This is a genomic window from Caloranaerobacter sp. TR13 (genome assembly GCF_001316435.1).
In the GTDB taxonomy this organism is placed as follows: domain Bacteria; phylum Bacillota; class Clostridia; order Tissierellales; family Thermohalobacteraceae; genus Caloranaerobacter.
In genome coordinates this window covers 51,367-76,213 of the sequence record NZ_JXLL01000001.1, presented here as the reverse complement: position 1 = coordinate 76,213, position 24,847 = coordinate 51,367, and the positions used below count along the sequence as shown (strand labels likewise).

26 protein-coding genes, 1 tRNA gene and 1 pseudogene are annotated in these 24,847 nt (G+C 28.0%); 8 read left to right on the top strand and 20 right to left on the bottom strand.

What is annotated here, in order from left to right; genetic code table 11:
- Nucleotides 1–13: 13 nt before the first annotated feature.
- From TR13x_RS00325 to TR13x_RS00275, 11 genes are all read right to left on the bottom strand, one after another.
- Nucleotides 14–595: an RnfABCDGE type electron transport complex subunit G gene (locus TR13x_RS00325; RefSeq protein WP_054869894.1), complete on the bottom strand. Its 582-nt coding sequence runs from the start codon at nucleotides 593–595 to the stop codon at nucleotides 14–16.
- Nucleotides 588–1,535, bottom strand: a complete 948-nt coding sequence (locus TR13x_RS00320; protein WP_369813260.1) for an RnfABCDGE type electron transport complex subunit D — start codon at nucleotides 1,533–1,535, stop codon at nucleotides 588–590. Before TR13x_RS00320 ends, TR13x_RS00325 begins: the two co-directional genes overlap by 8 nt.
- Before the next feature lie 15 nt (nucleotides 1,536–1,550).
- Entirely contained in the window at nucleotides 1,551–2,879 is a 1,329-nt protein-coding gene (rsxC, locus tag TR13x_RS00315; protein WP_054869892.1) for an electron transport complex subunit RsxC, read from the bottom strand.
- A gap of 177 nt (nucleotides 2,880–3,056) precedes the next feature.
- On the bottom strand, nucleotides 3,057–3,614 hold the full coding sequence (locus tag TR13x_RS00310) for an ATP-binding protein (RefSeq protein WP_054869891.1): 558 nt from the start codon (nucleotides 3,612–3,614) through the stop codon (nucleotides 3,057–3,059).
- A complete protein-coding gene (locus TR13x_RS00305) occupies nucleotides 3,611–4,336 on the bottom strand; it encodes a PHP domain-containing protein (RefSeq protein WP_054869890.1) in 726 nt (241 codons plus the stop codon). The genes TR13x_RS00310 and TR13x_RS00305 overlap by 4 nt, the downstream gene beginning before the upstream one ends.
- Nucleotide 4,337: 1 nt before the next feature.
- The gene (locus TR13x_RS11005; RefSeq protein WP_054869889.1) at nucleotides 4,338–4,667 is read right to left on the bottom strand and encodes a DRTGG domain-containing protein; all 330 of its coding nucleotides are present in this window, start codon (nucleotides 4,665–4,667) and stop codon (nucleotides 4,338–4,340) included.
- Nucleotides 4,668–4,683: 16 nt separating this feature from the next.
- Nucleotides 4,684–5,925 carry a [Fe-Fe] hydrogenase large subunit C-terminal domain-containing protein gene (locus TR13x_RS00295; protein ID WP_054869888.1) on the bottom strand — a complete coding sequence of 414 codons (1,242 nt, stop codon included), beginning with the start codon at nucleotides 5,923–5,925 and terminating at the stop codon, nucleotides 4,684–4,686.
- A gap of 23 nt (nucleotides 5,926–5,948) precedes the next feature.
- Nucleotides 5,949–6,383, bottom strand: a complete 435-nt coding sequence (locus TR13x_RS00290) for an anti-sigma regulatory factor (protein WP_054869887.1) — start codon at nucleotides 6,381–6,383, stop codon at nucleotides 5,949–5,951.
- Nucleotides 6,384–6,746, bottom strand: a complete 363-nt coding sequence (locus TR13x_RS00285; RefSeq protein ID WP_054869886.1) for a DRTGG domain-containing protein — start codon at nucleotides 6,744–6,746, stop codon at nucleotides 6,384–6,386. It lies immediately after the preceding gene.
- A gap of 19 nt (nucleotides 6,747–6,765) precedes the next feature.
- Nucleotides 6,766–7,626: an SPOR domain-containing protein gene (locus tag TR13x_RS00280; RefSeq protein WP_054869885.1), complete on the bottom strand. Its 861-nt coding sequence runs from the start codon at nucleotides 7,624–7,626 to the stop codon at nucleotides 6,766–6,768.
- A gap of 27 nt (nucleotides 7,627–7,653) precedes the next feature.
- Complete coding sequence (locus TR13x_RS00275; protein ID WP_054869884.1) at nucleotides 7,654–9,363, bottom strand: sensor domain-containing diguanylate cyclase; 1,710 nt, start codon at nucleotides 9,361–9,363, stop codon at nucleotides 7,654–7,656.
- 383 nt (nucleotides 9,364–9,746) lie between these two features.
- Here TR13x_RS00275 and TR13x_RS11330 point away from each other — a divergent pair, with 383 nt between their 5' ends.
- Complete coding sequence (locus TR13x_RS11330) at nucleotides 9,747–9,875, top strand: hypothetical protein (protein WP_255351290.1); 129 nt, start codon at nucleotides 9,747–9,749, stop codon at nucleotides 9,873–9,875.
- 232 nt (nucleotides 9,876–10,107) lie between these two features.
- Here the strand turns inward: TR13x_RS11330 and TR13x_RS00270 are convergent.
- The 5 genes from TR13x_RS00270 to polA form a co-directional block, all read right to left on the bottom strand.
- Nucleotides 10,108–10,194, bottom strand: a tRNA-Leu gene (locus TR13x_RS00270).
- A 60-nt stretch (nucleotides 10,195–10,254) separates the two neighbouring features.
- Nucleotides 10,255–12,015 (bottom strand): peptide ABC transporter substrate-binding protein, encoded by a 1,761-nt coding sequence (locus TR13x_RS00265; protein WP_054869883.1) that lies wholly within the window; start codon nucleotides 12,013–12,015, stop codon nucleotides 10,255–10,257.
- A 108-nt stretch (nucleotides 12,016–12,123) separates the two neighbouring features.
- A complete protein-coding gene (locus tag TR13x_RS00260; RefSeq protein ID WP_242851701.1) occupies nucleotides 12,124–12,693 on the bottom strand; it encodes a lytic transglycosylase domain-containing protein in 570 nt (189 codons plus the stop codon).
- A gap of 18 nt (nucleotides 12,694–12,711) precedes the next feature.
- Nucleotides 12,712–13,335 (bottom strand): dephospho-CoA kinase, encoded by a 624-nt coding sequence (gene coaE, locus TR13x_RS00255; RefSeq protein WP_054869882.1) that lies wholly within the window; start codon nucleotides 13,333–13,335, stop codon nucleotides 12,712–12,714.
- On the bottom strand, nucleotides 13,322–15,997 hold the full coding sequence (gene polA, locus TR13x_RS00250; protein ID WP_054869881.1) for a DNA polymerase I: 2,676 nt from the start codon (nucleotides 15,995–15,997) through the stop codon (nucleotides 13,322–13,324). Before polA ends, coaE begins: the two co-directional genes overlap by 14 nt.
- A gap of 289 nt (nucleotides 15,998–16,286) precedes the next feature.
- Between polA and TR13x_RS11325 the strand changes: the two genes are divergently transcribed.
- The 7 genes and pseudogenes from TR13x_RS11325 (at nucleotide 16,287) to TR13x_RS00230 (ending at nucleotide 20,450) form a co-directional block, all read left to right on the top strand.
- Nucleotides 16,287–16,421, top strand: coding sequence for a hypothetical protein (locus TR13x_RS11325; protein WP_255351289.1), 135 nt, complete (start codon nucleotides 16,287–16,289; stop codon nucleotides 16,419–16,421).
- Between the two features lie 47 nt (nucleotides 16,422–16,468).
- Nucleotides 16,469–16,588 (top strand): annotated as a pseudogene (locus tag TR13x_RS11260) (hypothetical protein); the annotation flags it as partial.
- Nucleotides 16,589–16,669: 81 nt separating this feature from the next.
- The gene (locus TR13x_RS00245; RefSeq protein ID WP_242851700.1) at nucleotides 16,670–17,431 is read left to right on the top strand and encodes a tyrosine-type recombinase/integrase; all 762 of its coding nucleotides are present in this window, start codon (nucleotides 16,670–16,672) and stop codon (nucleotides 17,429–17,431) included.
- A gap of 15 nt (nucleotides 17,432–17,446) precedes the next feature.
- A complete protein-coding gene (locus TR13x_RS11210) occupies nucleotides 17,447–18,397 on the top strand; it encodes a hypothetical protein (protein WP_200905798.1) in 951 nt (316 codons plus the stop codon).
- Nucleotides 18,381–19,544: a tyrosine-type recombinase/integrase gene (locus TR13x_RS11205; protein ID WP_200905797.1), complete on the top strand. Its 1,164-nt coding sequence runs from the start codon at nucleotides 18,381–18,383 to the stop codon at nucleotides 19,542–19,544. Before TR13x_RS11210 ends, TR13x_RS11205 begins: the two co-directional genes overlap by 17 nt.
- A 9-nt stretch (nucleotides 19,545–19,553) precedes the next feature.
- Nucleotides 19,554–19,955 (top strand): DUF6262 family protein, encoded by a 402-nt coding sequence (locus TR13x_RS00235; protein WP_054869880.1) that lies wholly within the window; start codon nucleotides 19,554–19,556, stop codon nucleotides 19,953–19,955.
- 93 nt (nucleotides 19,956–20,048) lie between these two features.
- Nucleotides 20,049–20,450 (top strand): hypothetical protein, encoded by a 402-nt coding sequence (locus TR13x_RS00230; protein ID WP_054869879.1) that lies wholly within the window; start codon nucleotides 20,049–20,051, stop codon nucleotides 20,448–20,450.
- A 164-nt stretch (nucleotides 20,451–20,614) separates the two neighbouring features.
- Here TR13x_RS00230 and TR13x_RS00225 read toward each other — a convergent pair whose 3' ends face one another.
- The 4 genes from TR13x_RS00225 to TR13x_RS00210 all read right to left on the bottom strand — a co-directional run bounded on the left by TR13x_RS00225 (nucleotide 20,615) and on the right by TR13x_RS00210 (nucleotide 24,790).
- Complete coding sequence (locus TR13x_RS00225; RefSeq protein WP_054869878.1) at nucleotides 20,615–21,364, bottom strand: SIMPL domain-containing protein; 750 nt, start codon at nucleotides 21,362–21,364, stop codon at nucleotides 20,615–20,617.
- Complete coding sequence (locus tag TR13x_RS00220) at nucleotides 21,354–22,595, bottom strand: DUF4349 domain-containing protein (RefSeq protein WP_054869877.1); 1,242 nt, start codon at nucleotides 22,593–22,595, stop codon at nucleotides 21,354–21,356. The genes TR13x_RS00225 and TR13x_RS00220 overlap by 11 nt, the downstream gene beginning before the upstream one ends.
- Before the next feature lie 13 nt (nucleotides 22,596–22,608).
- Nucleotides 22,609–23,205 carry an RNA polymerase sigma factor gene (locus TR13x_RS00215; protein WP_054869876.1) on the bottom strand — a complete coding sequence of 199 codons (597 nt, stop codon included), beginning with the start codon at nucleotides 23,203–23,205 and terminating at the stop codon, nucleotides 22,609–22,611.
- 127 nt (nucleotides 23,206–23,332) lie between these two features.
- Nucleotides 23,333–24,790, bottom strand: a complete 1,458-nt coding sequence (locus TR13x_RS00210; protein ID WP_054869875.1) for a L,D-transpeptidase — start codon at nucleotides 24,788–24,790, stop codon at nucleotides 23,333–23,335.
- Nucleotides 24,791–24,847 lie beyond the last annotated feature (57 nt).

The window sequence follows — 24,847 nt, the reverse complement described above, 5'->3', positions numbered from 1 at the left end:
AAGCCTGAAAGTACTACTGTGCAAGCTTATTAATAAATATTTCTCTAGCTAGATTAACACCGTTCGTAACAGCTCTTGATGTTATTGTAGCACCAGTAAGTGCTTGTATTTCATTTTCGCTACTCGGATTTCCTTTAACTACTACTAGCTCTTTTGTAACTTCTTTGTCTTTAAATTGGTTTTGGAACTTAGGTTGAGTTGCATTAGCTCCAAGACCTGGAGTTTCCTTGTGACTTACTACTTTTATACCAGTTACTTTATTTTCTAATGAAATTCCTGTTATAACTTCAACATCTCCTCCATATCCAGGAGTAGCTGTCTTTATAGCATACCCCACTAAACTGCCATTTTCAGAATAGCCACCATAAACCTCTCTTACATTTGGATTGCTATTAATTATTTCACTTAATACTTTCTCATCTAAAGGTTTAAAACTTTCAGCTTGAGGTAACACTTCTTTTCTTGCCACTTCACTTGCTTTATTTTCTACACTCGCAATAACGTCTTTAGTCATATCATTAGTAAAACCTAGCACTAAAGCTGCTATAGAAGTTATTAGTAATAGTATTAAACCTAATTTTATAATATCACCCATTTTGCTTCACCTCACCAAACACTCTTGGGCTAGTATATTTATCTAAAAGAGGTGCTACTACATTCATAAGAAGTATTGAGTATGAAACCCCTTCAGGATAGCCACCATAGAGTCTTATTACTGATGTTATAACACCGCAGCCTATTCCAAAAATAATCTGTCCTTTTGGTGTTACAGGAGATGATGCATAATCAGTAGCCATAAAGAAGGCACCTAGCATAAGTCCTCCTGCAAATATATGGTATATCATGCTAGTTAATCCTCCATCAAAGATCAGCATCATAACTGCAACTGTACCTATATAAGTAAAAGGAATACGCCAGTTAATAACACCTCTATAAAGTAAATATGCACCACCTAAGATTAAAAGTATTGCAGATGTTTCTCCTAAAGATCCTCCTACATTTCCGAAAAATACATCCTTTAAAGGTGGTAAAATCTGATTAGCTGCTTCTCCTTTTAAAATAGCTAAAGGTGTTGCAGTACTTACCGCTTCTGCCCCGGGAGCTACCCAATTAGTCATAATAACAGGCCATGATGCTAAAAGCATAGCTCTTGCTGCTAAAGCTGGATTCATAAAATTGTGCCCTAATCCACCGAAAGCCTGCTTTACTATAGCAATTGCAAAAGCTGAACCTATTACTGGTATCCACCAAGGCGCCGATGCAGGTATATTAAATGCTAATAATAACCCTGTGATAACTGCACTTAAATCATTTACAGTTATAGGCTTTTTCATTAATTTTTGAATTAAAGCTTCTGTTACCATTGCAGTCAATACTGCCAATACAATCAACTTTAACGCATTAAATCTAAAATAGTAGATACTAGCTAAAGTTGCTGGTAATAAAGCTATTATTACATCTAACATGATTCTATTGATTGTTTCATCTGATCTAAGATGTGGAGAAGATGAAACTATTAACTTATTATCCACTATTCTCCCTCCAATCGCTTACCTTTTTTTTCTTCTAGAAATTAGTTCCCTCTTAGCTACTCTTATTGATTGCAATAGAGGCCTTTTTGATGGACAAATAAAAGAACATGAACCGCATTCAATGCAATCTAATGCATGATAATACTCAGCTTCATCATACATGCTTTTTAATGCAAATTGACTTATAAATAGAGGTTGTAAATTAACAGGACAAATATCAACACATTTACCACATCTAATACATTGTTTAGGCTCAGATATCTTAGCCTCTTTTTCATTTAATACAAGTATACCTGATGTTCCTTTAATAACAGGTACTTCATCAGTAAACTGAGCAATACCCATCATAGGTCCACCCATAATTATTTTTCCTGGTTTTCCTTTATATCCACCACATTGCTTAATCACTTCTATAAATGGAGTTCCTATCTTAACGATTAGATTTTTAGGTTCATTTATAGCACTACCTGTTATTGTAACTATTCTTTGTATAAGTGGCATACCTGTCTGAATTGCATCTGCTATAGCTGCTGCAGTACCAACATTATTAACTATAACACCTACATCCATTGGTAATCCACCAGCTGGTACTTCTCTTCCTGTAACAGCGTTAATTAATCGTTTTTCATCTCCTTGTGGATACTTAGTAACTAAAGTAGCCACTTCAATGTTTGGTTCATTTTTTACAGCGTTCTGCATTACTTCTATCGCATCTGGTTTGTTGTTTTCAATTCCGATAAATCCCTTATTTACACCGACAGCTTTCATAATAGCTTTTAATCCAAATACTACCTTCTCAGGATTTTCAAGCATCAATCTGTGGTCAGACGTTAAATATGGCTCACACTCTGCACCATTTAATATTATAGTATCAATCTTTTTATCTGGAGGTGGTGATAATTTAACATGAGTAGGGAACCCTGCACCTCCAAGCCCTGTGATACCTGCTTCTTTGATGATATTTAAGATTTCTTCTTTAGTAAGTGATTCCAAATCACCTTTCGGTTTAACGTTTTCATCTACTTCATTGCTGCCATCTGATTCTATCACTACAGATAATACTTGTGTACCTATAGGACTTGTGTAAGGTACAATTTTCTTCACTATTCCTGCAATACTAGAATGGATTGGCGCAGAAACAAACGCTTTTGGCTCACCTATCTTCTGTCCAATTTTAACCCTATCTCCAACTTTTACAATTGGTTCACAAGGTGCGCCTATATGTTGCGCTAATGGAATGATAACTGTTTGTGGTTCTTTTGCTTTTTCTAATGGAATTTTCTCAGTATACTCTTTAAAGTGTGGCGGGTGTACACCACCTTTAAAGGTAAGATTTTTTAACTTCATGCATCTCACCTCTTATTTATAATTTTAATAATTTTTAAACAAATCTTGTATACAAAATACTTAAATAAATAAAATTTAACACAAATATAGGACCCCCACTTATGGGTCCTATTATTTTTAACTTAATTATAACACCTTTTACCTAAATTGTACAGAAAATAGATTGTTTATTTATTGTCATTCTTCCTGACTATTCCTATAAAGACTCATTATATTTTCGTTGATATAATCTTTTATCCACAGCATTATATGAGCTTCGTTTATTGGCACATCTCCTAGTATATTCTTTACTTCTTTAGTATCAAAAACAAAACAATTTCCATTATAACTATGTTTGTAAACAATTTCTATATTCTCATTTGCATTTATTAGCGAAATTATTGTCTGTCCAATATCCCCTATTGGTGCTCTATCTATATGGCTATGTTTAAAAATACATGTTATTTTAGTTCCTTTACCTATTTCAGAAGATATTTTAAAATCTCCTTCGCACCTTAAAGCAGCAGCTTTCATCAAAGGAATCCCTAAGCCTACTTTTCTAGTCGTTCTAGATGTTACAAAAGGGTCTTCTACTTTTTTCAATAGCTCTTCATCCATTCCTCTTCCATTGTCTTCTATATTTATAATCAATAGATCTTTTTCTGTATCCTCAAAAATACTAATACTTATTTTTGTCGCCTCAGCTTTCACTGAATTTTCAGCTAAGTCTAAAATGTGAAGTGAAAGCTCCTTCATCCTTTATTCCTCCAACTCTTATTTAGATATTCTATTAAAGAATTTATATCCTTTTTTTCTAGATCTAAAAACATAACTGGTTCGTTGATATCTCCAAGATAATGAGCATCAGAATTTTTAAGTATATTATATCCATTTAAACTATTTAAGATTTTAGTTGATAAAGAAAAATAGTTACTTGAAACTTCAACTGTTTTTATATTAAGCTCATTAGGTATAAACCCTAAATTTGCAAGTATACTATAAGACTTTTTATCTACATGCGCTGGTACAAGAGCGCCATTTAATCTATTAACTAAATCATTAATTTCTTTAATCGTATACTTAGTACTATTTAAAAGAAACTTATCAACTTTGCCTATAATATTATCATTTTCATCCATTAACAGTTGTCTTCCAAAAAGCTTTTCATTATTTTTAATATTAGGTAATCCTCTATAAATAAAATCTTGAAATTCCTTACTATCCTCAGTATTTCTAAAATAACATAATATATGAACTTCTTCTTTTGTAGTTACCTCTATACCAGGTATAACTAAAATATCCCTTTTTTTAGCTACTTTCATAATAACTTCTACATTTTGCACGGTATTATGGTCTGTTACCGAAATTATATCAAGCCCTTTAATATACGCCATATTGACAATGTTATTTGGTGTCATATCCTCATCTCCACATGGAGATAAAGCTGAGTGTATATGCAAGTCATAAGTCAATCTCATACTAAACACCTAATTCATATAATCTACACGCTAACTCATATGCACTAAGTTTTGATCTTAAAACTGGTATTCCAACTTCATTAGCTTTTTTTATAGTTTCATCTTCAACTTCCATGCCTTCAGCAATCAAAACAGCTGACAGACCTACTAAAGTAGCTACAGCAATTACATTTAAATGCGTTTGAATGGTAATCCATAAGTTATTTTCATTAGCATTAGCCATTACTAAGCTTAATAAATCACCTATATAAACCCCATCTACATTGTTTTCAATATTTTTATTAGCTAAAACTTCAAGCTCTAATTTTTTAATTATTTTATCTAATCTCATAAATATCCTCCCTAGGCTAATCTTTGAATATACAGTCTTCTATCTTACCATACTCTCTTACTATATCTTCAGCTAAAGCTCTACAAGAAGGTGCTCCACATGAGCCACAATCAAGTCCAGGCAATAAATCAGTAAGTTTTTTTATTTCTTCTATTTTCTTTATTGCTTCAACTATATTTTCATCTAGTTTCATAGCTCCTTTAGACTGAATTTTCTCAGTCCAGCAAGCAAAACCCGAATTATATAATTCTATAGCATATTCTTTTGAAACTTTTATCTGATCATTACGTTTTTCTGCTAATCTTCTAATTCTACTCTTAGCTATAAAAGGATTTTCAACACACAATGGCCCACCAACACAGCCACCAACACAAGCTAAACCTTCAAAATATTCAATGTTATTAAGCTTACCTAATTCAATTTCTTCCAAAACTTTTATAACATTATCTATACCATCAACTGCAATATAATTATCAACTCCAATAGATTTACTTTGCCCTCCAGCTCTAGCCCAGTCTATTCCATAAGTAGAAGCTGTTTTGAAAGTATCAGTCTTTTCAACAGTATTTGAATTTTTTACTATATCACCATATATCTGCTTTATAGAAATAGCACCATCAACATGCGAATTTTTTATCCCTATTGGATTTTTAATACTTGTAACTTTAGCAGGGCATTGTGTTATATAAAATATACCTATTTCATCAGACTTTAGACTGTAATTTTCCATAGCATTTTTTCTTGCTAATCTAGCTGCTAATTCCATAGGTGTTTCGATCCTTATTATATTATCAATTAATGACGGAAATCTAATTTGTATCAATCTTAATACTGCTGGACACAAAGATGAAATAAGTGGTTTTGGTTGTTTATTGTTCTTCAAGTTTTCTCTAATAATCAAAGTTATGATATCTGCTGCATATCCTTCATCAAACACCTCATCGAAACCTAGCATTTTAATCCCATTAAAAACTTTATTAATATCTTTATCTAAACTAAACTGACCATACAAAGTCATAGGAGAAATAGCTATTTTATATTTATACTTATCTAATTTTTTCAAAGTATCTAATTGTGTCTGTTGAGCATGATATGGACATACTCTTATACATTCACCACAATCTATACATCTATCTTTTATGATTATAGCTTTTTTATTTCTTACCCTTATAGCCTCCGTTGGGCATCTTCTCATGCAATTTGTACAACCATTGCATTTATCCTTATCAAGTACAACTGAATGAAAGTACTCTTCCATAAAAATCACCTACTAGATTTTGTTTATTTACTTATATAAATCCTCATATAAACTTCTGTTTTACCATTAGGACTAGACTTTATGTTAAATTCATCAGCACATCTTTTCATATTCGGTAATCCCATTCCAGCGCCAAATCCTAATTCTCGAATATGATTTGGTGCTGTTGAATAGCCCTCTTTCATAGCAAGTTCAATATCTTTAATACCAGGCCCTTTATCTATTGCATAAATATCAACATACTGCTCTGTTATTATAACTTTTATTTTCCCACCATATGAATGTATTACTATGTTCATCTCTGCTTCATAAGTTGCTATAGCTACTTTTCTAACTATTTTTGCTTCTATTCCAAGCTGTTTCAAAATTTTCTTTATATTACTAGAAGCTTCACCAGCTCTTGTAAAATCATTTTGTAAAATCTCATATTCAAGCTTTATAGAATTCTTCTCATTCATCTACCTTGTTGCTCCTTCTATAGAAATACCTCTTAATCCTTTTTCATATAGCTTCCCACATGCCGTATACAATGTATAATCAGTCAATAGAACAGTTATATTGTGTGATTTTGCCATTTCAATAATTTCTTTGCTTGGTTTTTTGCCTCTTACAAATACAATAGCATACAAGTCTATCATTTCAGCAGTTCTAATAACTTGTGGGTTTGTTAAACCTGTAAGTAAAACTGATCCATCATCTACAAAAGCTAAAACATCGCTCATTAAATCCGATCCAAAAGCAGAAATAACTTCTCTATCTAGATATTCCTCACCAGTTAGCACTTCAGCATCTAGTATTTCCTTTATCTCTTCTAATTTCACAATACCACTCCTATTATAGCTAATTAAAAATTTTTATAAAATCAAATAACATCTTATAATACTTATCATAACTATCTTGAATAGTTTCTTCATTACTTATTAAGTTTTGTAAAATCTGATCTCTTTCTTTTGCATTCATTCTGATATTATATAAAATATCATTAAAATCAGGGTTTTGTATATCCTCATTTATATTGTTTAATAATTTATTTATCTTATCATTATTTTTCTTTATTGTTTTAATTATTTCTTCTACATCTTTTTGTACAAGAGCATAATACCATAAAGAAGTCTCTTCATCAAACGCCTTTTTAAATGTTTTAATAATTTCATTTATCTTATCAGCAGTTTCCTGCTCATTACTATCATACTTTATTACAAGGTTATCAACAGTTATTTTATTTACAAATGCATCTTTATATGATTCTCTAACACTCATTAACACTTTATCACATATTTCCCTATTAAGAAAAGTCCCATAAAATACTTTATAGTTACTTATCTTAACAATATAACCATCTACCTCTTTTTCTCTTAATTCTTTCCTTAAAGCCTTAGCATTTTCAATATTGCTAAAACTACCTAATTGAATATTATATAGATCAAATCCTTCAACTGTTAATTCTAAATTTTTTAAATCATCAATTTCTTGTTTATCTACATCTTTAACTACATTCTCATTAGTCTCATTGTTACTCAGACCATTTTCAACTTCACTTAAAGGTTTAGTAGCACTAATATCTTCAAAATGAGGCAATATTATATTTTGAACAATCAAAATACCTATAGCTATTGATATAATGGGTGCTAAGATGAAAAATACAAATATTGTCAACAACTTATCTTTTTTACTTTTCTTTTTTCTTCTCGAACTCCTCAATATCTCGCCCCCAATCAGCTAAGATAGCTACATACTTGCTACATATTTACTAATTCTATTTCTTCCTTGTTTTTTTGCTCCTATATACATGGCTCTGTCTGCGTATGCTAATAGGCTTGCACCAGAATCTGCTTCCTTTGGAAATTCAGCTAATCCACCACTTATTGTTACTTTTATCTCATTTCCATCTGCACTATAAAACTTAGTATTTTCAACAACCTTCCTTATCCTCTCTGCTATATAATAAGCATGTTGTTGATCAGTATTTGGTAATATTACTGTAAACTCTTCTCCACCGTATCTAAATACTTTATCATTTGCTCTAACATTATTTCTAATTATATTTGCTATTTCACTAAGGATTTTGTCCCCTGTCTGGTGTCCATAAGTATCATTTATTTTTTTAAAGTGATCAATATCAAAGATTATAAGACTAGTTTTATTACATTTAATACAATTTCTAATAGTACAGGATGCACATATATCCGTTAATGAATCTAAAGTATTAAAAAAATATCTCTGATTGTATAATCCTGTCAACTCATCTTTTATAGCATTGTTATATATTCTCTTATATAATCTTGCATTTTCTATAGCTACCACAATTTGGCTTGCTAGATTGTCTAAAATATATAATTGTTCTTTAGAAAATCTGCCTCTATATTTACTACTAATTAATACACATCCAATTATTTCACTGTCTAAAATCAAAGGTTCATATATTAACGAAACCAAATCTTCTGGCACTTTTACAGAATCATCTATATATTTACTCTTCTTAACATCATCAAGCACAAAACTTTCTTTTAAATTTAATATCTCTTCAAAATGCTTAGTTAGGTAATTATCAATTATTTTGCTATCAAAATTTATATACTCTTCTGCATTAAAATCTAGGGTCTTTGCAGTACAGCTGCTTTTATCAAATTCAATCAAAGCACAATAATCACAGTTCACTAACTGTTTTATCCCAATTAAAATATTAGATATTGTCTCACTTAAATCCAACTTAGAAACTATTGATGCAGAAACTTGATGAGATAAACTTAATCCTTTATTTATAAATACTAAATTCCTCATTAATCTAAATAACGAGTTGAAAGTTATAATCAACAAAATAAATACAATTAAACCAACAAAACTATATTGCTGGTATGAATATGACATTAATATTGATAATGGAATAACTATAAAATTAGTATAAAAATCCCATTTTAAAGCTTCCATTATATTTGCTAATTCATCGTTAATCTTTCCTATATTTTGCATCAAAAATATAATCCAATTTGTAACAAAAATTGTTAATCCAAATATTATACAATTTATTATATCATCAATACTATTAATGTAATTTATCTGCCTTCCTGCTGCTTTTATTATATAATGAGACAATATAAACATTGTAAAAAACATACCCATATTAAAGTATGTTCTTTTTGCTTGTTTATGATAGTAAAGATAATTTGATGTCATAAATACTATAAAAATTAACCATAAAGTCGGTACAAGCCCACTAATAAAATAAGAACCCAACATTACTGCCGAACCTAGTGTTATAGTATAATCATCAATTTTTATACTTATTCTCTCTAGTAAAATTCCTGATATACTCAAAACTGCAAATAATGAAACATCAAAGTAATAATACTCTTTATTAGTAACAGCTAATAAAAAAAGTAATCCGAAACCAATAGTCCCAATAATAACTTCATAATGCTCTCTTAATTTACTTAGCATATTAAAACCCCTTACCCCAATTATTTATATAGTATTATTCAATAAATGTTCCTTTTTTCCTTCAAAATATTATTAATATTTATTATTTAAATTTTAACAGTTAACTTTTTCTGTGTCAAAATAGTAGTTTTATTTATATAATGTATTAACCTAAAAAATAGATTAAAATAAGGAGGTTTATTTCATGTCAAAAGGTCTTTTTGATGGTTTATTTGGCGGTGGAAATGAAAGCTTACTTTTCTTCTTCTTAATACTTGTAATTCTATTTGGTGGCTTTGGTCACAATTACTAAAATAAAATCAAAATCTTTTTCACCCATTTTAAACTCTAATCATATTATATAGTGACCAAGAAAATATAGGTAAAATAAGGAGGTTATATATATGGCTGAAGGAAAAGGTCTTCTAGGCGGATTATTCAGTAGTGACGGCGGCAGCGAATTGTTGTTCTTCTTCCTATTGTTAGTTATAATATTCTGCAATTGCTACGGAGGATTTGGTTGTAACAGATAATTTTACAAAACATTCTAATATTCAAAATAAATATCTATAATAGCTATACTTCAAGTATATGTAAATGCCAATATAGGAGGGATATATATGGCTGATACTCAATGCGGATATGGCTACAATGACAGCTTATTGTTCTTCTTCTTACTATTAGTTATATTATTCTGCTATTGCTATTAAAAGAATACTCTTAAATAAAAAAGAAAGGGAGCTTAACGCTCCCTTTATTATCTTATGGTGCCGTGGGCGGGACTCGAACCCGCACAGGCTTTTGCCTACTACCCCCTCAAGATAGCGTGTCTGCCAATTCCACCACCACGGCGCTTATCAAACACTTTCTTAGTATAGCTGCTAATCATGTCTATGTCAAGTTATAATCTAATTAATCATTCTCTTTCTGTTCTTGAAATTCTTTTGGAACAAACCATTTGTCGATATTACTATATATATTTGCATAGTTAGGCGTTATTTCACCTTTTATTTTACCATCAACAAGTATTGCATTATTTCTAAAAAATAAACTTACATAAGGTAAATCATCAACTATTAGCTTCTGAATTTCTTCATAAACATCTTTCTTTTCTGATCTAGTAGTAGCTCTAAAAGCTTTTACTAAAAGTTTATCCATACTTTCATTTTTATAATTAATAAAATTACTTCCTTCTTTTATTTGAGTTGAATGAAAAGCAAAAGATAAATCAGGAAGTAAAGATAATTCCCAGCCCAGAAGTACTAAGTCAAAATTGCCGTTTTTAATCTGATTAATCATGTCATTCCATTGTTTTTCTGCAGTTTCCGCATCTATATTATCAATTGTAGCATCATATTGTGGAATTACTTCTATTCCAATTGTTTTCAAATCTTCTATTATCATATTCGCAGTTTTTAACCTTAATGGATTATACGAATTTGTTAACAGCCTAACCTTTAATTTCTTACCGTTTTCATCCTCTAAAATCCCATCGTTATCTATATCTTTCCATCCAGCTTTATTCAAGATTTCTTTAGCTTTATCTATACTATAATTGTAAACATTTTTTTGAGATAATAACCAAGAATCTGGATAAATTGGTACATCTGTTTTTGTCGCATGGCCTAAATAAACTTTATTAATTATATTATCCCTGTTTATCCCATATGCAATTGCCTTTCTTAAAGCTAAACCTTTCTCACTATTAATAAGTTCATTTTTAAAATTAAATCCTAGAAACTCATATTTTTGAGTAATATATTCATATATTGATACTTTATTGTTTTGAGCATATTTTTCCCAATCCACACCTTCTGTTCTTGTTAAATCTAATTGTCCAGTCTCAAAAGACACTACTGCTAATTCATTATCAGATAATATTTTTCCAATAATTTTAGAAATATAAGGTCTGCCTAAATGCCAATCATCATTTCTTACAAGCTCAACCCATTTTAACTTATTATATTTGCTAAATTTATATGGCCCTGTGCCTATAGGAACTATATCTTCACTTAAAACTTTTAAATATGTTTTCTTTTTTGTCTTAACTCCTTCATCTACAAACTGGTGTTTAGGTATTATTGGAAATGTCAAACTTTCAAGCGCATTGCTATAAGCTCTATCAAAATTTATTTGTAAGTTCAAGTCATCAATAATTTTAACATTTAGAATATGCTGTATATCTGTAGGTTTAGCAGCCTTGAATGCAGCTGCTAACATATCTTTGTATAAAGCATCATTTGCAGCATATTTTATTACATCTATTGTAAACTTTACATCAGAAGCAGTAAACTTATACCCATCGTGCCATGTGATATTATCTTTAAGCTTAATATCTACAGTTTGACCATCTTTGCTGATTTTATAATCTTCTACTAGTACTTTTTTTAAATTTAAGTTTTCATCAAAATCAAATAAACTTTCATATATCAATTTATTAAAATAATATAAACTCTTGTTACTACTCAATAATGGATTAAATGTTTTAATATAAGAGATAGGTACTACTATTTCACCACCAAAGGTTGGTTCATAAACTTTTTTTTGGTCTGTACTTTCGCTTCCGTTTTGCTTACCCTTAATATCGTCTAGTTTATTATCTATCCCACAGCCAATTAAACTAATTGTTAACATAAGCACTATAAATGCTACTAATAATTTTTTATGTCTCAAAAAAACTCCTCCTTGTTTTTTCTTCATCTCTTGTCAAAAATTAAGTATATACACATTTAATTATAACAGCTATTTTTTTTCAAGTTCAATAGGTTTAGATTTTATTAATTACAAAATATTTTTATATAAAAATCTATAAATTTTATACGTTTTGAGTACTTTTTCAACATATTCTTTAGTCTCTGTAAAAGGAATATGGTCAAGTTTCTTACCATCACTACTATACATAGGATTCTTTAACCATTTCTCTACATTTCCACTCCCTCCATTATAAGCAGTTAAAACTAATCTTATATCATTATTAAACTGCTTATGCAACTTGTTTAAATACCAACATCCTATCATAATATTAATTTCAGGATCATATAGATAATCTTCATTATAATCTAATATGCCTATTTCTTCTGCTGCCCATCTCCCAGTAATAGACGAAATTTGCATCAATCCTTTAGCTCCTCTATGTGACTTCGCCTGTTTATAATACTTGCTTTCAACTTTAATTATAGAAGCAACTAAAATTGGGTCAATATCATATTTATAAGAATATTTCTTAATATACTCTTCATAATACAATGGATATATAATTTTTCCTATCCATTTTAAATTCATAAAAACTGCTATAATTATTACTAAAACACATATTATTGATGAAATTTTGCTGTATTTTTTTAAAGGCAAAAAAATCCCTCCGAAAAATTAATACCTATTTAATAATTTTATAATCTGGTCTTTCAACTCGCTTATCCCTCTATTATTATCTATAATAATATCTGCAATTTTTAGTTTTTCTGTCATAGGCATTTGAGCACGTATCCTATCTAATGCATTTTCCATATCTAATTTGTCTCTCTCAATCAATCTACTTAACTGATTCTCTTCATCTGCATATACTAGCCATATTTCATCAAACTTTAACCCTTGCTTTTCTAGTATATTTTTTTCCTCTATCAACAAAGGTATGTCTAAAAATATTACTTTGTTTCCATCTGAATACTGGTTTGTTTTATTTATCATTTCTTGAATTATCCTTGGATGAATAATTTGATTCAATTTTCTTCTTTTTTCTACATCTTTAAAAATAATTTCTCCAAGCTTTTTCCTATCAATTTGTTTGTTTTCTTGTAATATACCTTTTCCAAACTCTTTAATAATATCTAAATATGCTATCTTACCAACTTCTACTACCTCTCTTGCTATTTTATCAGCATCAATAACTATATATCCAAGTTCTTTTAATAAATTAGTAACTGTACTTTTACCAGTAGCTATTCCACCTGTTATGCCTATAATTTTTATATGGTTTGCTTTATTTTGTTTCATACCAGCTATCACCTATCTTCATGTCAACTTTTAAAGGAACGCTTAATTTAAATGCATTTTCCATCTGTAGCTTAAGTATTTTCTTAACTTGTTCTAATTCATCTTTATGAGCCTCTATAATTAACTCATCGTGAACTTGTAATATTAATTTTGATTTTAATTTTTTCTTTCTCAATTCATTAAAAACATTCACCATAGCAATTTTTATTATATCTGCTGCGCTACCTTGTATAGGAGTATTCATTGCCATTCTTTCCCCAAAAGATCTTATATTAAAATTCCTTGACTTTAATTCTGGAAGATATCTTCTTCTATTCATAATTGTCGCTACATATCCTTTTTCTTTTCCTTCTTGTATTATATTATCCATATATTCCTTAACTTTTTTGTATTTTGCAAAATAGTTTTCTATATAAAGCTTTGCTTCCTTTCTACTAATGTTCAAGTCTCTTGCTAATCCATAATCACTTATGCCGTATATTATGCCAAAATTTACAGCTTTAGCTCTACTTCTCATTAGAGGTGTTACATCTGCTTTTGGCACATTAAATACCTCAGCGGCTGTTTTAGTATGAATATCCTCATTATTAAAAAATGCTTCTTTTAAGTTTGGATCGTCTGTAATATGAGCAAGTACTCTTAATTCAATTTGTGAATAATCGGCATCAACTAACTTATACTCTTCACTACTTGGTATAAATACTTTTCTAATTTTCCTTCCCTCTTCTGTTTTTATAGGTATATTCTGAAGATTAGGCTCAGTACTACTTATTCTTCCAGTAGTAGTTATTGTCTGATTAAAAGTTGAATGTATCTTATTAGTTTCTTTATCCACTAAGGAAATTAAACCGTCAACATATGTTGTTTTTAATTTCATTATGCGTCTATATTCAAGTATTTTTTCTATAATAGGGTGTTTTTCTTTTAATTTTTCTAGCACTTCTGCATTTGTTGAATAACCTGTTTTCGTCTTTTTAATTACTGGTAATTCTAGTTTTTCAAATAAAATACATCCTAACTGCTTAGTTGAATTTATATTAAACTCTTCACCTGCTAAGCTGTATATTTCATTTGTAAGCTCTGCCATTTTTGTTTCAAATTCTTTGCCTAGCTCATTTAATTTTTTAATATCTACAGCAAATCCCTCAAACTCCATAAATGCTAACACTTCTATTAAAGGTAATTCAACTGTATAATACAACTCATTCATTTCATATTCTTGTATTTTTTCTTTTATTACATTTTCAATTCTCCATATTATTTCTAGTTGAGTAGAAAATATCTTAGCTCTTTCTTCCAAAGGAATATCTATTATCTTTTTTCTACTTTTTCCTTTGCCTAGAATATCATCTTCATCTTCTACAAAAACAGATAAGTATTCCTTAGCTAGTTCTTTAATACTGTAACTATTTTGTGAAGGATTTATTATATATTGACCTATCATACTGTCGAATGCTATTCCTTGTAAATATATTCCATTTTTCAAGAGCACTAAAATATCTTCTTTTAAATGATGTCCCTTTTTTTCTATTTCCTTATCTTCAAATATTTTTTTTAATTTCAATAAAACTTTATCTTTAAATTCCTCTTCAACTAAATCTATATAATACGTTTTTTCTATTTCAGTTTTAACCGTAAGGCCTATTATTTTATCCTCTTGAATAAATCTTAAAAATATATTTTTACTTTTATTTATGCTCTGTATTATACCGTCTATCCTTTCCAAATTTTGTACTATTTCATAATTACAACCAATATTTATTTTTAAATCATCAGATATCTCACTAACACTTGAATTTTTTCCAATTTTACTCAACAAACTGTTAAATTCAAGTTTCTTATATAAGTCTATAAGTTCATCGTAATCAGGTTCTTTTTTCTTTAGCTCTTCTATATCTATATTAATAGGCACTTCTGTTATAATTTTAGCCAATTTTTTACTCATAAAAGCTTGAAGTCTATTCTCTATTAATCTCTCTTTAAGTTTCTTACCTGAGACATTTTCTAATTTCTCATATATCCCTTCAAGCGAACCAAATTCTTTTATAAGTTTAATTCCTGTTTTTTCACCAATTCCAGGGACTCCAGGAATATTATCTGATTTATCTCCCATGAGCCCTTTCAAATCAATTAATTGTGCTGGACTTATTCCATATTTTTCTTTCACACTTTGCTCATCATATATTTCCAGATTGGTTATGCCTCTTCTAGTTATCAATACTTTAGTCTTTTTTGTCGCCAACTGTAAATAATCTTTATCACCAGTAACTAAAATAGTTTCTAATCCTTTCTTTTCACCTATTGATGCTAACGTTCCTGCAATATCGTCTGCCTCAAATCCATCAATTTCTAGAGTAGTTATATTTAGTTTGCTCAATACTTCCTTTAGAATATCAAACTGCATAATCAACTCATTAGGAGTTTTAGCTCTTTGTGCCTTATATTCCGCATACTCCTTATGCCTAAATGTTGGTGTTTTTTTATCAAATACAACACATATATATTCAGGAGAATATTCTTCGACTATTTTATTTAACATTGTTAAGAAACCATAAACTCCATTAGTATATATTCCATCTTTAGTTTGCAATGGAGGTAATGCATGAAATGCTCTATGTAATAAACTATTACCATCAACCACCATGAATCTTTTTAATGACATTTAACCAGCTCCTTAATACTTCTTTAATATATAGTTAATTTCTTATATTAAGTATATAAGAAATAGAATAAATAGTAAACAAATAAAACCCTTGATGATACATTGAATAGAGTATAATCTTTATAGGGTAGATAGTAAAATATATATACTATTTACCCTATATTTTTTATAAAAGAAAATAATTAAATTATGTATAAGAAACTAGTTGATTAAATGTAATACATACTAGAATTGCGAACATACGTTTGATGCAATATAGTTAAAAGTATTTCGAATGGTAGGTGAAAATATGAAAGTACAAGAAGTATTACTAGAAGGAAATAAGCGAAGATATTTACTTTTAGATGACAGAGGAATACCAATAATACCTGTAGCGAGATATTTAATATATCTAGACAATACAGGTAAGAGAGCAATACTTTAAAAGCATATTGCTATGATTTAAAACTATTCTTTGAGTTTCTAGAAGAAATAAATAAAGATTATAGAGAAATTAATATCAATGACTTATCTAACTTTGTAGGATGGCTAAGAAACCCCTATGGAGATAGTAAAATAATTAGTTTAAAACCAATAAAAGCAAAAAGAAGTGAAAAGACAGTAAATCATGTAATAACAGTAGTTAGTAATTTCTATGACTATTTATATAGAACAGAAGAAATCAAAAATGATTTGATAGAAAAACTAATAAGGCAAATATATGCAGGAGGTAGAAGAAGATATAAAGATTTTCTTTATCATGTAAATAAGGACAAGCCTATAAATAAAAATATACTTAAACTTAAAGAACCAAAAAGAAAGCCTAAAGTTTTAACTAAAGAAGAAGTTGAAAAAATATATGAAGCAACTACAAATATAAGAGATAAGTTTTTAATTAAACTACTGTTTGAAACAGGCTTGAGAATAGGCGAAGCCTTATCTCTTTTCATAGAAGATTTAATATACGACCATAAGAATGGGCATAGAATTAGACTAGTAGATAGAGGCGAACTACCTAACGGTGCTAAACTCAAAACTGGAGAAAGAGAAATCTATATATCTCAAGAATTAATGGATTTATTTGACGATTATGCTTATGAAATGCTTGATGAACTTGAAATAGATACAAATTTTTTGTTTGTTAAATTAAAAGGAAAAAATGCAGGTAAACCTATGGAATACTCTGATGTTAGCGATTTATTTAAAAGAATCAGAAAGAAAACAGGTATTGATGTCCACCCACATCTTTCACGACATACTCATGCAACTATTTACTATCAGAAAACAAAAGACATAAAGCAAGTTCAAGAAAGATTAGGACATTCTCAGATACAAACCACTATGAATATGTATCTTCATCCTTCTGATGAAGATATAAGAAAAGATTGGGAAAAAGCACAAGATGCCTTTAAAATACCAATTTCAAAAGATAACAATAAAAATTCAGTTTTATAAGGAGGCAAATGAAAAGTGAAAAATACTTTAAATGTACTTGGATATTCTAACAATTCAGAGTATATGCAACGAATAATAGATACTTTATCAAGTTATACAGAAAAGTTTGTAAATGAAGATGGTTCTGTTATATATAAAGATGTTAAGACTACATACTTTTTAGATAATAACAAATGGCATATAAATTTTTTCGGCAATATAGAGCAGTTTAAAGAGCAATACGAGAAATATAAATATCCAAATAAAAATATAGCATTTAACTTTAACAATCCTAATATAAACAATGAAATAAAATTTATTGTTTACAATAAACTATTTAATGACGAATGGAGTTTAATTTCTATACTAATAGTACAGCAACAATTTATTAGAAGATTATCAGAATTTATTAATGAAAAATACCCTAATATCAATTCACTTCTTGAACTTGATATAGAAAAAACAAATATTAAATGGATTGATTGGTTAGAAAATAAAGGTATTAAGACTATAAGAACTGTTTATACAAAAAGCATAGATAAAAAATATATTAATAAAACTGCAATAGCGAATTTTTTAAATGGCATTTATAATTACTTGTTTAATCTTACTGATATAAGAGAAGAATGGGAAAAAGATAGATGGGATGTAAGGAACCTTGAAAAATATGGGATAAGTTATAATAAGTCAAGAACAGAATATTTTATAGATTTTAGTAAAATTAAAAATAAAACAATAAGAAACGAAGTAAAAAAATATTTTAAGCAAAAATTATTGAGTAATAGCAGATTTACTTGGGCTACAGCAATGTTCTATGCAAATTTTTTACCTAACTTTATTAATTTAATGCTAGAACTAGAACCAACATGGAATGATTTGAAAAACTTAGAAAGGTATCATATAGAAAAATATATTGAATGGCTAAGTGCTTATGTCAAGGAAAATCTGACACAAAGAAACGCTAATCCTAATGATTATAATAAGTAAAGCATTACGTACTATAAAAAAGTTCTTATCTGATATTCAATTAAAAGAATATGATATTGCTCCTAAAAAGAATGTTAGAATACTTATTTTCTCTGAAGATAAACCAAAACTAAAGAAAAAGCCATACGATCAGATAGATTATATTCCAGATTATGTTTTAGAGCAGTTATTTCGACACATAAACAATCTTCATAAAGATGTTATACCTATAGTGTGGGTTATGTATAAAACAGGGCTTCGTATTTCAGATGTATTAGGATTAAAACAAGATTGTCTAGTAAAACTAAACGGAAAGTATTGGATAGTAACTGATATTGAAAAAACATATGTAGAAAGACATAGAATGCCTATTGATGATGAACTTGCCAATATACTTGCTGTACTTATTGATAAAGCAAAGAAAAATAGTAATATAGATAATAACCCTGATAACTTAATATTTGTAAGATATACAGGTTCAAGAAAAGGTAAACCTTATTCTCAAAGATGGATACGAAAAAATCTTAATATTTTTGCAAGGGAATATAATATTACAGATGAAAGTGGAAAACTTTATCATTTTAAAAATCATTCCTTTCGTCATACTTATGGAGTTAAAATGCTAAATAACGGTGCTGATATATTAACTGTCCAAGAATTATTAGCCCATGCATCACCAGAAATGACACTTAGATATGCTAAAATACTTGATGATAGAAAAAGAAAAGTACATGATGAAGTAATGAAAAGTGGAGTTTTTACTTTTAATGTTCATGGAGAAATAGAGCAAGAAATAACTGGCGAAATATCACAAGATATATTAGATATGCTTTGGTTAAATCATAAATTAAATGCTATTGATACTCCTTATGGAACTTGCTTACAAAGGAATAAAGGTAAATGTGAGTATGCAAAACAACCTCCATGCCTTACTTGTAATGGCGGAAAACCTTGTAAAAATCTAGGTATTGGAATATTTGAAGGTGATATTAAAAAATATGAAATCCATATAAATTCTGTAAAAGCACTTATTAAACAGGCTAAAGAGTATAACAGATTAGAAATGGTTAAAGAAAATGAAGAACTACTAAAGATATATGAAGAAATATATAACACCATTAAAGATGGAAATATCATTTATGGTAGAATAGATAAATTAATGAAGTAGGTGATACATATGTCTAATTTTAATCGAAAAGAGTTTTTAAAACAATTACATGAACAAAGAAAGGCTGAAACAAGACGAAAAGTAGATGAAGCAATAAAAAGGCTTTTAAAGGCAAATAAAAGCATAAATTTTAATAGTGTGGCTAATGAGGCTGGTGTATCTAAAAAAACTTTATATAACAATCCAGATATTAAAGAAAGAATCGAAACTTTAAGATACCAACAATCACAAGTACCAACTCCAGCCCAAATTAAACGAGAAATGGATGAAAATAATAAAGATGCTTTAATAGCATCTCTAAAGCGTAAAATTAAAAAACTTGAAGAAGAAAATAAACATTTAAGAAAGCAGTTAAAAATTGCTTATTCTGACGTTTATGAAAAATTTAAAAATTATTTAACACAAAATTAATAAGGTTAACTATATATAACACACATAAAATTGTAAGAATTTTCAATTTAAAATATAATTGAAAGTAAAATAAGATCTTTGAGGAGGAATTTTATGGCTAAAAAATATACAGTAATTATAATAATTATTTTATTTATTTCCAGTATAGTTTTAATGGGTAGAAACAATAAAGATAAATATTATCCAGAAATGTCTTATGAAATACTTTCTTGTGAAAAAGTTCCAGAATTTATAAAAGACAGAATTGATGAAAATATAGAACCAAACAGTAGTAGGTTTATTCTAGGAGATGGTGAATCATATATTGTATTAATACCTCCTGAAAATAAATCAGTTGAAGTTTTAACAGTAGAAAAAAATGAGAATGTAGTTAATGGGATAGTTTATAGATATAGATATGTAGATAAAGTTAGTGACAATATATTAGATAATATCAAGATAATAAAAGTAAGTAATTTTAATGGTAGTTTTACTGGTAAACGTGTTGATAATTAAAAAATAAGATATCAATTGTATAGTAAATATTTTTTGTACTTTAATTTATGTTTAAAAAATTTAAAGTAGAATTTAATAAAGGTATACTACACATGTGTAGTATACCTTTTTACTTATTTTTTAACGATTTTATAAATTTACTCTTGACAATGATACATCAAGGGTTAATACTTATATACTACATTTACATTTGCTCTTATTTCAAGTTCTCCTTGTGAAATAGGTGTACTTACAGCATCTTCTTTTAGGTATGCAAATGAATCTCTATATCCTCCTACTACAGAATAATTCATATTAGATAACTCATTAACTTTATATGGTTTATCTAATTTAACTCCAAAAGTACTAGCAATAGCAGCCCCTTTATTTTTTGCATTTTCCATAGCCATTTTTAAAGCTTCTAAATAATATTTTTCTTTATCTTTTACACTAAAAGTAATATTAGTTATATAGTTTGCTCCAACTTCAGAAACTCTATCAATTATTTTGCCTACATTTTCTATGTCTTTTATAGTAATTTGTACAACATTTCTAACCATATATCCAGTTATAATACTCTTACCTTTTTCTCTGTCATATTCTCTCATTGCTATAATATTATATTCTATAGTTTTTATATCATCGTCTTTTATTTTGAAGCTTTTGATTTTGCTCATTATACTTGTCATTTTATTCTTGTTTTCTTTCTGTGCATCCTGACTATTCTTACCAATAGTTTCAACTCCAATATTAATATAAGCAATATCTGGTTTTACCTTAATTATACCCTCTCCACTTACTGTAATTGTATTTTCCAAATCATTTTTTTCATCAGCTAATACATTATCTACAGTTTGAGAAGTAGAACCTAAAATATAGCCTCCAATTAAAATTAAAGCAAATAATATACTCAATACAGCAATCTTATTTCTCATATTTATCCCTCCTAAAATTATATTTGTATAAAAAGTAAGCTATTGTAAACAAGATAGATATTAAAATAATTATCGGTAATATAGTTATTAAAAATATAATTATTTTTTCAAACAACTTAATTATATTATTTACTGTTGTAATAAAACCTTCCTTAGATTTCTCAAATATACTTTTATCTACATTTTTTATTTCCTTATTTAAAACTTCAACTTCATTTAAACTTATATTAATCGTAGCTAAAGCTACTAAACTATCCCATTTCTTTAACATACCTGTATTTTGATCTATTTCAGTCCTTATTCTTCTTAATTCATTTTCAATCATAAGTATTTCTTCTACTTTTTCAGCTTTTCTCAAAATCTCTCTTAATCTTTCTTCTTGTATTTTCAAATTCTTAACTCTATTTTCAATATCATAATACTGCTCTGTTACATCTCTTCCAGTTAAATTTTTCCTCTTCATGATACCTAAGCTTTCAATATATTTAATAGTATCTTCAAATTTATCAGATGGCACTCTAATCCTTAAATAACCTCTTTTTAACGGTTCTTTCTCTTCTCTAGAATTATTATACTGATATCCTGACTCTGAATTTTCTACAAAACCTCCTAAGAATTTTACATAATCCATTATTTCATTGAAAACTTTATCATAATCTTCTACATCTAATTCTATATAAGCTTCATCAATTATCTTTCTATTTTCCAATTTACTTTGTTTATTTCCATCTTTAAGTGTAAACGACGCTGATTCATTAGAATCTGCACTATAGTTAGAATTATTATAATCAGTAACTTCTTCTCTACCTAATTCTGGTTGGCTTGGTTCAAGTCCTTTAGCCATTTGATTTTCCATAGGTGCTTCTTGTGTATCATATTGCATTCTTTCTTCCATTTTAAAATTATTACCAAAAAAATCCATTGACATTGAAATAGCAATTATTACTATAAAAAAAACAGCAACTATTGTAGATAATACCTTGAATTTATTTTTATAACCTTTTGGTTTCTTAATTTCTTTAAGTCTTATTCTAAGCTTTTCATTAAAGTCTTTAGGCAATTCTATTTCTTCACATACACTAGCATAATTAACAATACTATTCATGTTTTTAAATAAGATTTGGCATTTTTTGCACTCATTTAAATGCTGTTCAAACTCCTTTTTTTGCACTTCATCTAGCATATCATCTATATAAAGAGACATTCTTTCTTCAAAGCTTTTACAATCCATAGTCTCCCTCCTTTCATTTTTTTTGACTTAAATTCACTTCTTCAAGTTCCATTTCTTTTAAAATAATTTCTTTTAAAGCAATTCTTCCTCTACTTATCCTAGATTTAACAGTTCCAAGTGAACAACCTAATATCTCTGAAATTTCGTCATAACTAAACCCCTGTATATCTCTCAATATTATAACTATCCTATGTATATCATCTAATTTATCTATTGATTTTTGTACTAATTCTCTAGTAAGCTTTCTTTCTAACTCAATTTCAGGAGTATTTTGATAATCTGCAATTTCTCTTTTTATATCGCCTTTTTCAGATTTAATATTTTCATCAAGTGAATAAATTGCTTTTTTACTTCTTGTAAAATCAATTGAAGCATTAACTACAATCCTGTAAACCCAAGTTGAAAAGCTAGATTTAAACTGAAATTCTTTTATTGATTTGTAAATTTTGATAAAAGCTTCTTGCACAACGTCCATCGCATCTTCAGAATTTCTTAATAATCTATAAGCTATATTGTAAGCCCTTTTTTCATAGTCTTTAATCAACTCTTCAAAAGCATCAACATTCCCTGATGCACTCTTTTTAATTAAAATACGTTCAGATTTTTTCACAGATTCACCCCTTTCTACTACACTTATACAATATAGACGAAAAATATATAAAAAAGTTCCCAAAAATAAAATCTTAAATCTAAAAATTTAAAGAGCTTCCCAAATACAAAGAAGCTCTTTAATATATTCAATTCAATATATTAAATATCCTTTTATATAAAACAATCTTAGTCCCATAATCATTCATTATTAAGTTAAACATATTTTTAACTTTCTCAAAAGGTATATACTTAGTATCTTCTAAATATATAACAGGTATCCTCTCAAAATTTACAAAAATATTATTTGCATCATTTAGATTGTAATCATCTTTCATTAAAACATTTAGTGGTATGTACATCTCATTATTATATAAAATACTTTCATAAATAAATCCATCAAATATTATCATCGGACTTTTAGTTATTGTTAATTGATTTTTAAATGTTGATATATTTAATATTAATTCAGTATTTTCCTTTAAGTAGTTTACATCTACATAAGGTATTCCTTCATAAAGTTCATATGATAATTCTTTTCCATTTTTTAAATAATACTTAATTTCATTTTGCTTAAACTGAATACTAATATCTAAATATTTATTGATAACTGATAGGCGTATTTTGGGATTTGTAGTTATATTCAAAACTTGATTACTTAAATATTTGTTGTTAAGAAATATTGTATCTGCGTTTAATTCAATCAAATTAGCGTCTTTATCTATAACTAATTGCCCTCCTAAAAGTTTCTGTATATCTGCTAAAGCTATATAGTATTTATTATCTACATATACTGTTTTAATAAAGCTTCCCATTACATAAGCATAGTTTTCATTGTACATAATTGGTACATTTATATTTAACCATTTTTCGAACTTATTTAAGTTTATATAATATATTCCTTCTATATTTTTTATATCATTAGTTATATATTTTTTATTTATAAAAAAAATTAAATTATTAGAAAAAATTATTTTTTCATTCTTAGCTAGGTTAGCCACTTCTTCTAACCTTTTCTCTGACATCTCATTATATAAATTCAAGTCTTCTAACTTCTGTTTAATTAATTCTTTTAAATTGCGTACTTTATTATAATAATCTGGATAAATAATTAAAATAGGCTCTTCTCCATCTATATCATCTACTTTTTCTATTAAGTCATATTTTATCTGAACAGGTGTTCCTAAAGGTACTATCTGGAATATTTCTTGAATGTCTCTTTCGTACATTCTGATACATCCACCTGAGGCAAAAGTACCAATTGAACTAGGATCACTATTTCCATGTATTCCATAATGTATCTTAAAACCCATCCATCTGCTTCCTAATGGATTTTTCGGACTTCCACCAGGTATTTTTTTCTTAGCATAATAAGGATTTATAACTTTATTTATTATTTTAAATTCACCAATAGGGGTTTGAGATTTTGATTTTCCTACAGCAATTGGATATTCTTTAATAATCATGTCATTTTTAAATAGAGTTAATTTTCTAGAAGGTATATTAATAACTATTTTATACTGAGCTTCAGTACTCTCAGCATAGCCATTAACATTTAGTGTAAAAAATAATATCACCAATATTATAAGTATTAGCTTTTTGCGCAATAATCTCAGCCTCCTTAATTTTAGTCTCAATCTATAATATTTGTGTTGTAAATTATT

Excerpts from the sequence above, each read along its gene's own strand:
- TR13x_RS00310 (WP_054869891.1), bottom strand. The coding sequence starts at position 3,614 with ATGAAGGAGCTTTCACTTCACATTTTAGACTTAGCTGAAAATTCAGTG.
- TR13x_RS00235 (WP_054869880.1), top strand. The coding sequence starts at position 19,554 with ATGTCTAATTTTAATCGAAAAGAGTTTTTAAAACAATTACATGAACAA.
- TR13x_RS00325 (WP_054869894.1), bottom strand. The coding sequence starts at position 595 with ATGGGTGATATTATAAAATTAGGTTTAATACTATTACTAATAACTTCT.
- TR13x_RS00290 (WP_054869887.1), bottom strand. The coding sequence starts at position 6,383 with ATGAATGAGAAGAATTCTATAAAGCTTGAATATGAGATTTTACAAAAT.
- TR13x_RS11005 (WP_054869889.1), bottom strand. The coding sequence starts at position 4,667 with ATGAGATTAGATAAAATAATTAAAAAATTAGAGCTTGAAGTTTTAGCT.
- TR13x_RS00275 (WP_054869884.1), bottom strand. The coding sequence starts at position 9,363 with ATGCTAAGTAAATTAAGAGAGCATTATGAAGTTATTATTGGGACTATT.
- TR13x_RS11205 (WP_200905797.1), top strand. The coding sequence starts at position 18,381 with ATGATTATAATAAGTAAAGCATTACGTACTATAAAAAAGTTCTTATCT.
- TR13x_RS11325 (WP_255351289.1), top strand. The coding sequence starts at position 16,287 with ATGAAAGTACAAGAAGTATTACTAGAAGGAAATAAGCGAAGATATTTA.
- TR13x_RS00220 (WP_054869877.1), bottom strand. The coding sequence starts at position 22,595 with ATGGATTGTAAAAGCTTTGAAGAAAGAATGTCTCTTTATATAGATGAT.
- polA (WP_054869881.1), bottom strand. The coding sequence starts at position 15,997 with ATGTCATTAAAAAGATTCATGGTGGTTGATGGTAATAGTTTATTACAT.
- TR13x_RS00230 (WP_054869879.1), top strand. The coding sequence starts at position 20,049 with ATGGCTAAAAAATATACAGTAATTATAATAATTATTTTATTTATTTCC.
- TR13x_RS00305 (WP_054869890.1), bottom strand. The coding sequence starts at position 4,336 with ATGAGATTGACTTATGACTTGCATATACACTCAGCTTTATCTCCATGT.
- TR13x_RS00225 (WP_054869878.1), bottom strand. The coding sequence starts at position 21,364 with ATGAGAAATAAGATTGCTGTATTGAGTATATTATTTGCTTTAATTTTA.
- TR13x_RS00295 (WP_054869888.1), bottom strand. The coding sequence starts at position 5,925 with ATGGAAGAGTACTTTCATTCAGTTGTACTTGATAAGGATAAATGCAAT.
- rsxC (WP_054869892.1), bottom strand. The coding sequence starts at position 2,879 with ATGAAGTTAAAAAATCTTACCTTTAAAGGTGGTGTACACCCGCCACAC.
- TR13x_RS11330 (WP_255351290.1), top strand. The coding sequence starts at position 9,747 with ATGGCTGAAGGAAAAGGTCTTCTAGGCGGATTATTCAGTAGTGACGGC.
- coaE (WP_054869882.1), bottom strand. The coding sequence starts at position 13,335 with ATGAAACAAAATAAAGCAAACCATATAAAAATTATAGGCATAACAGGT.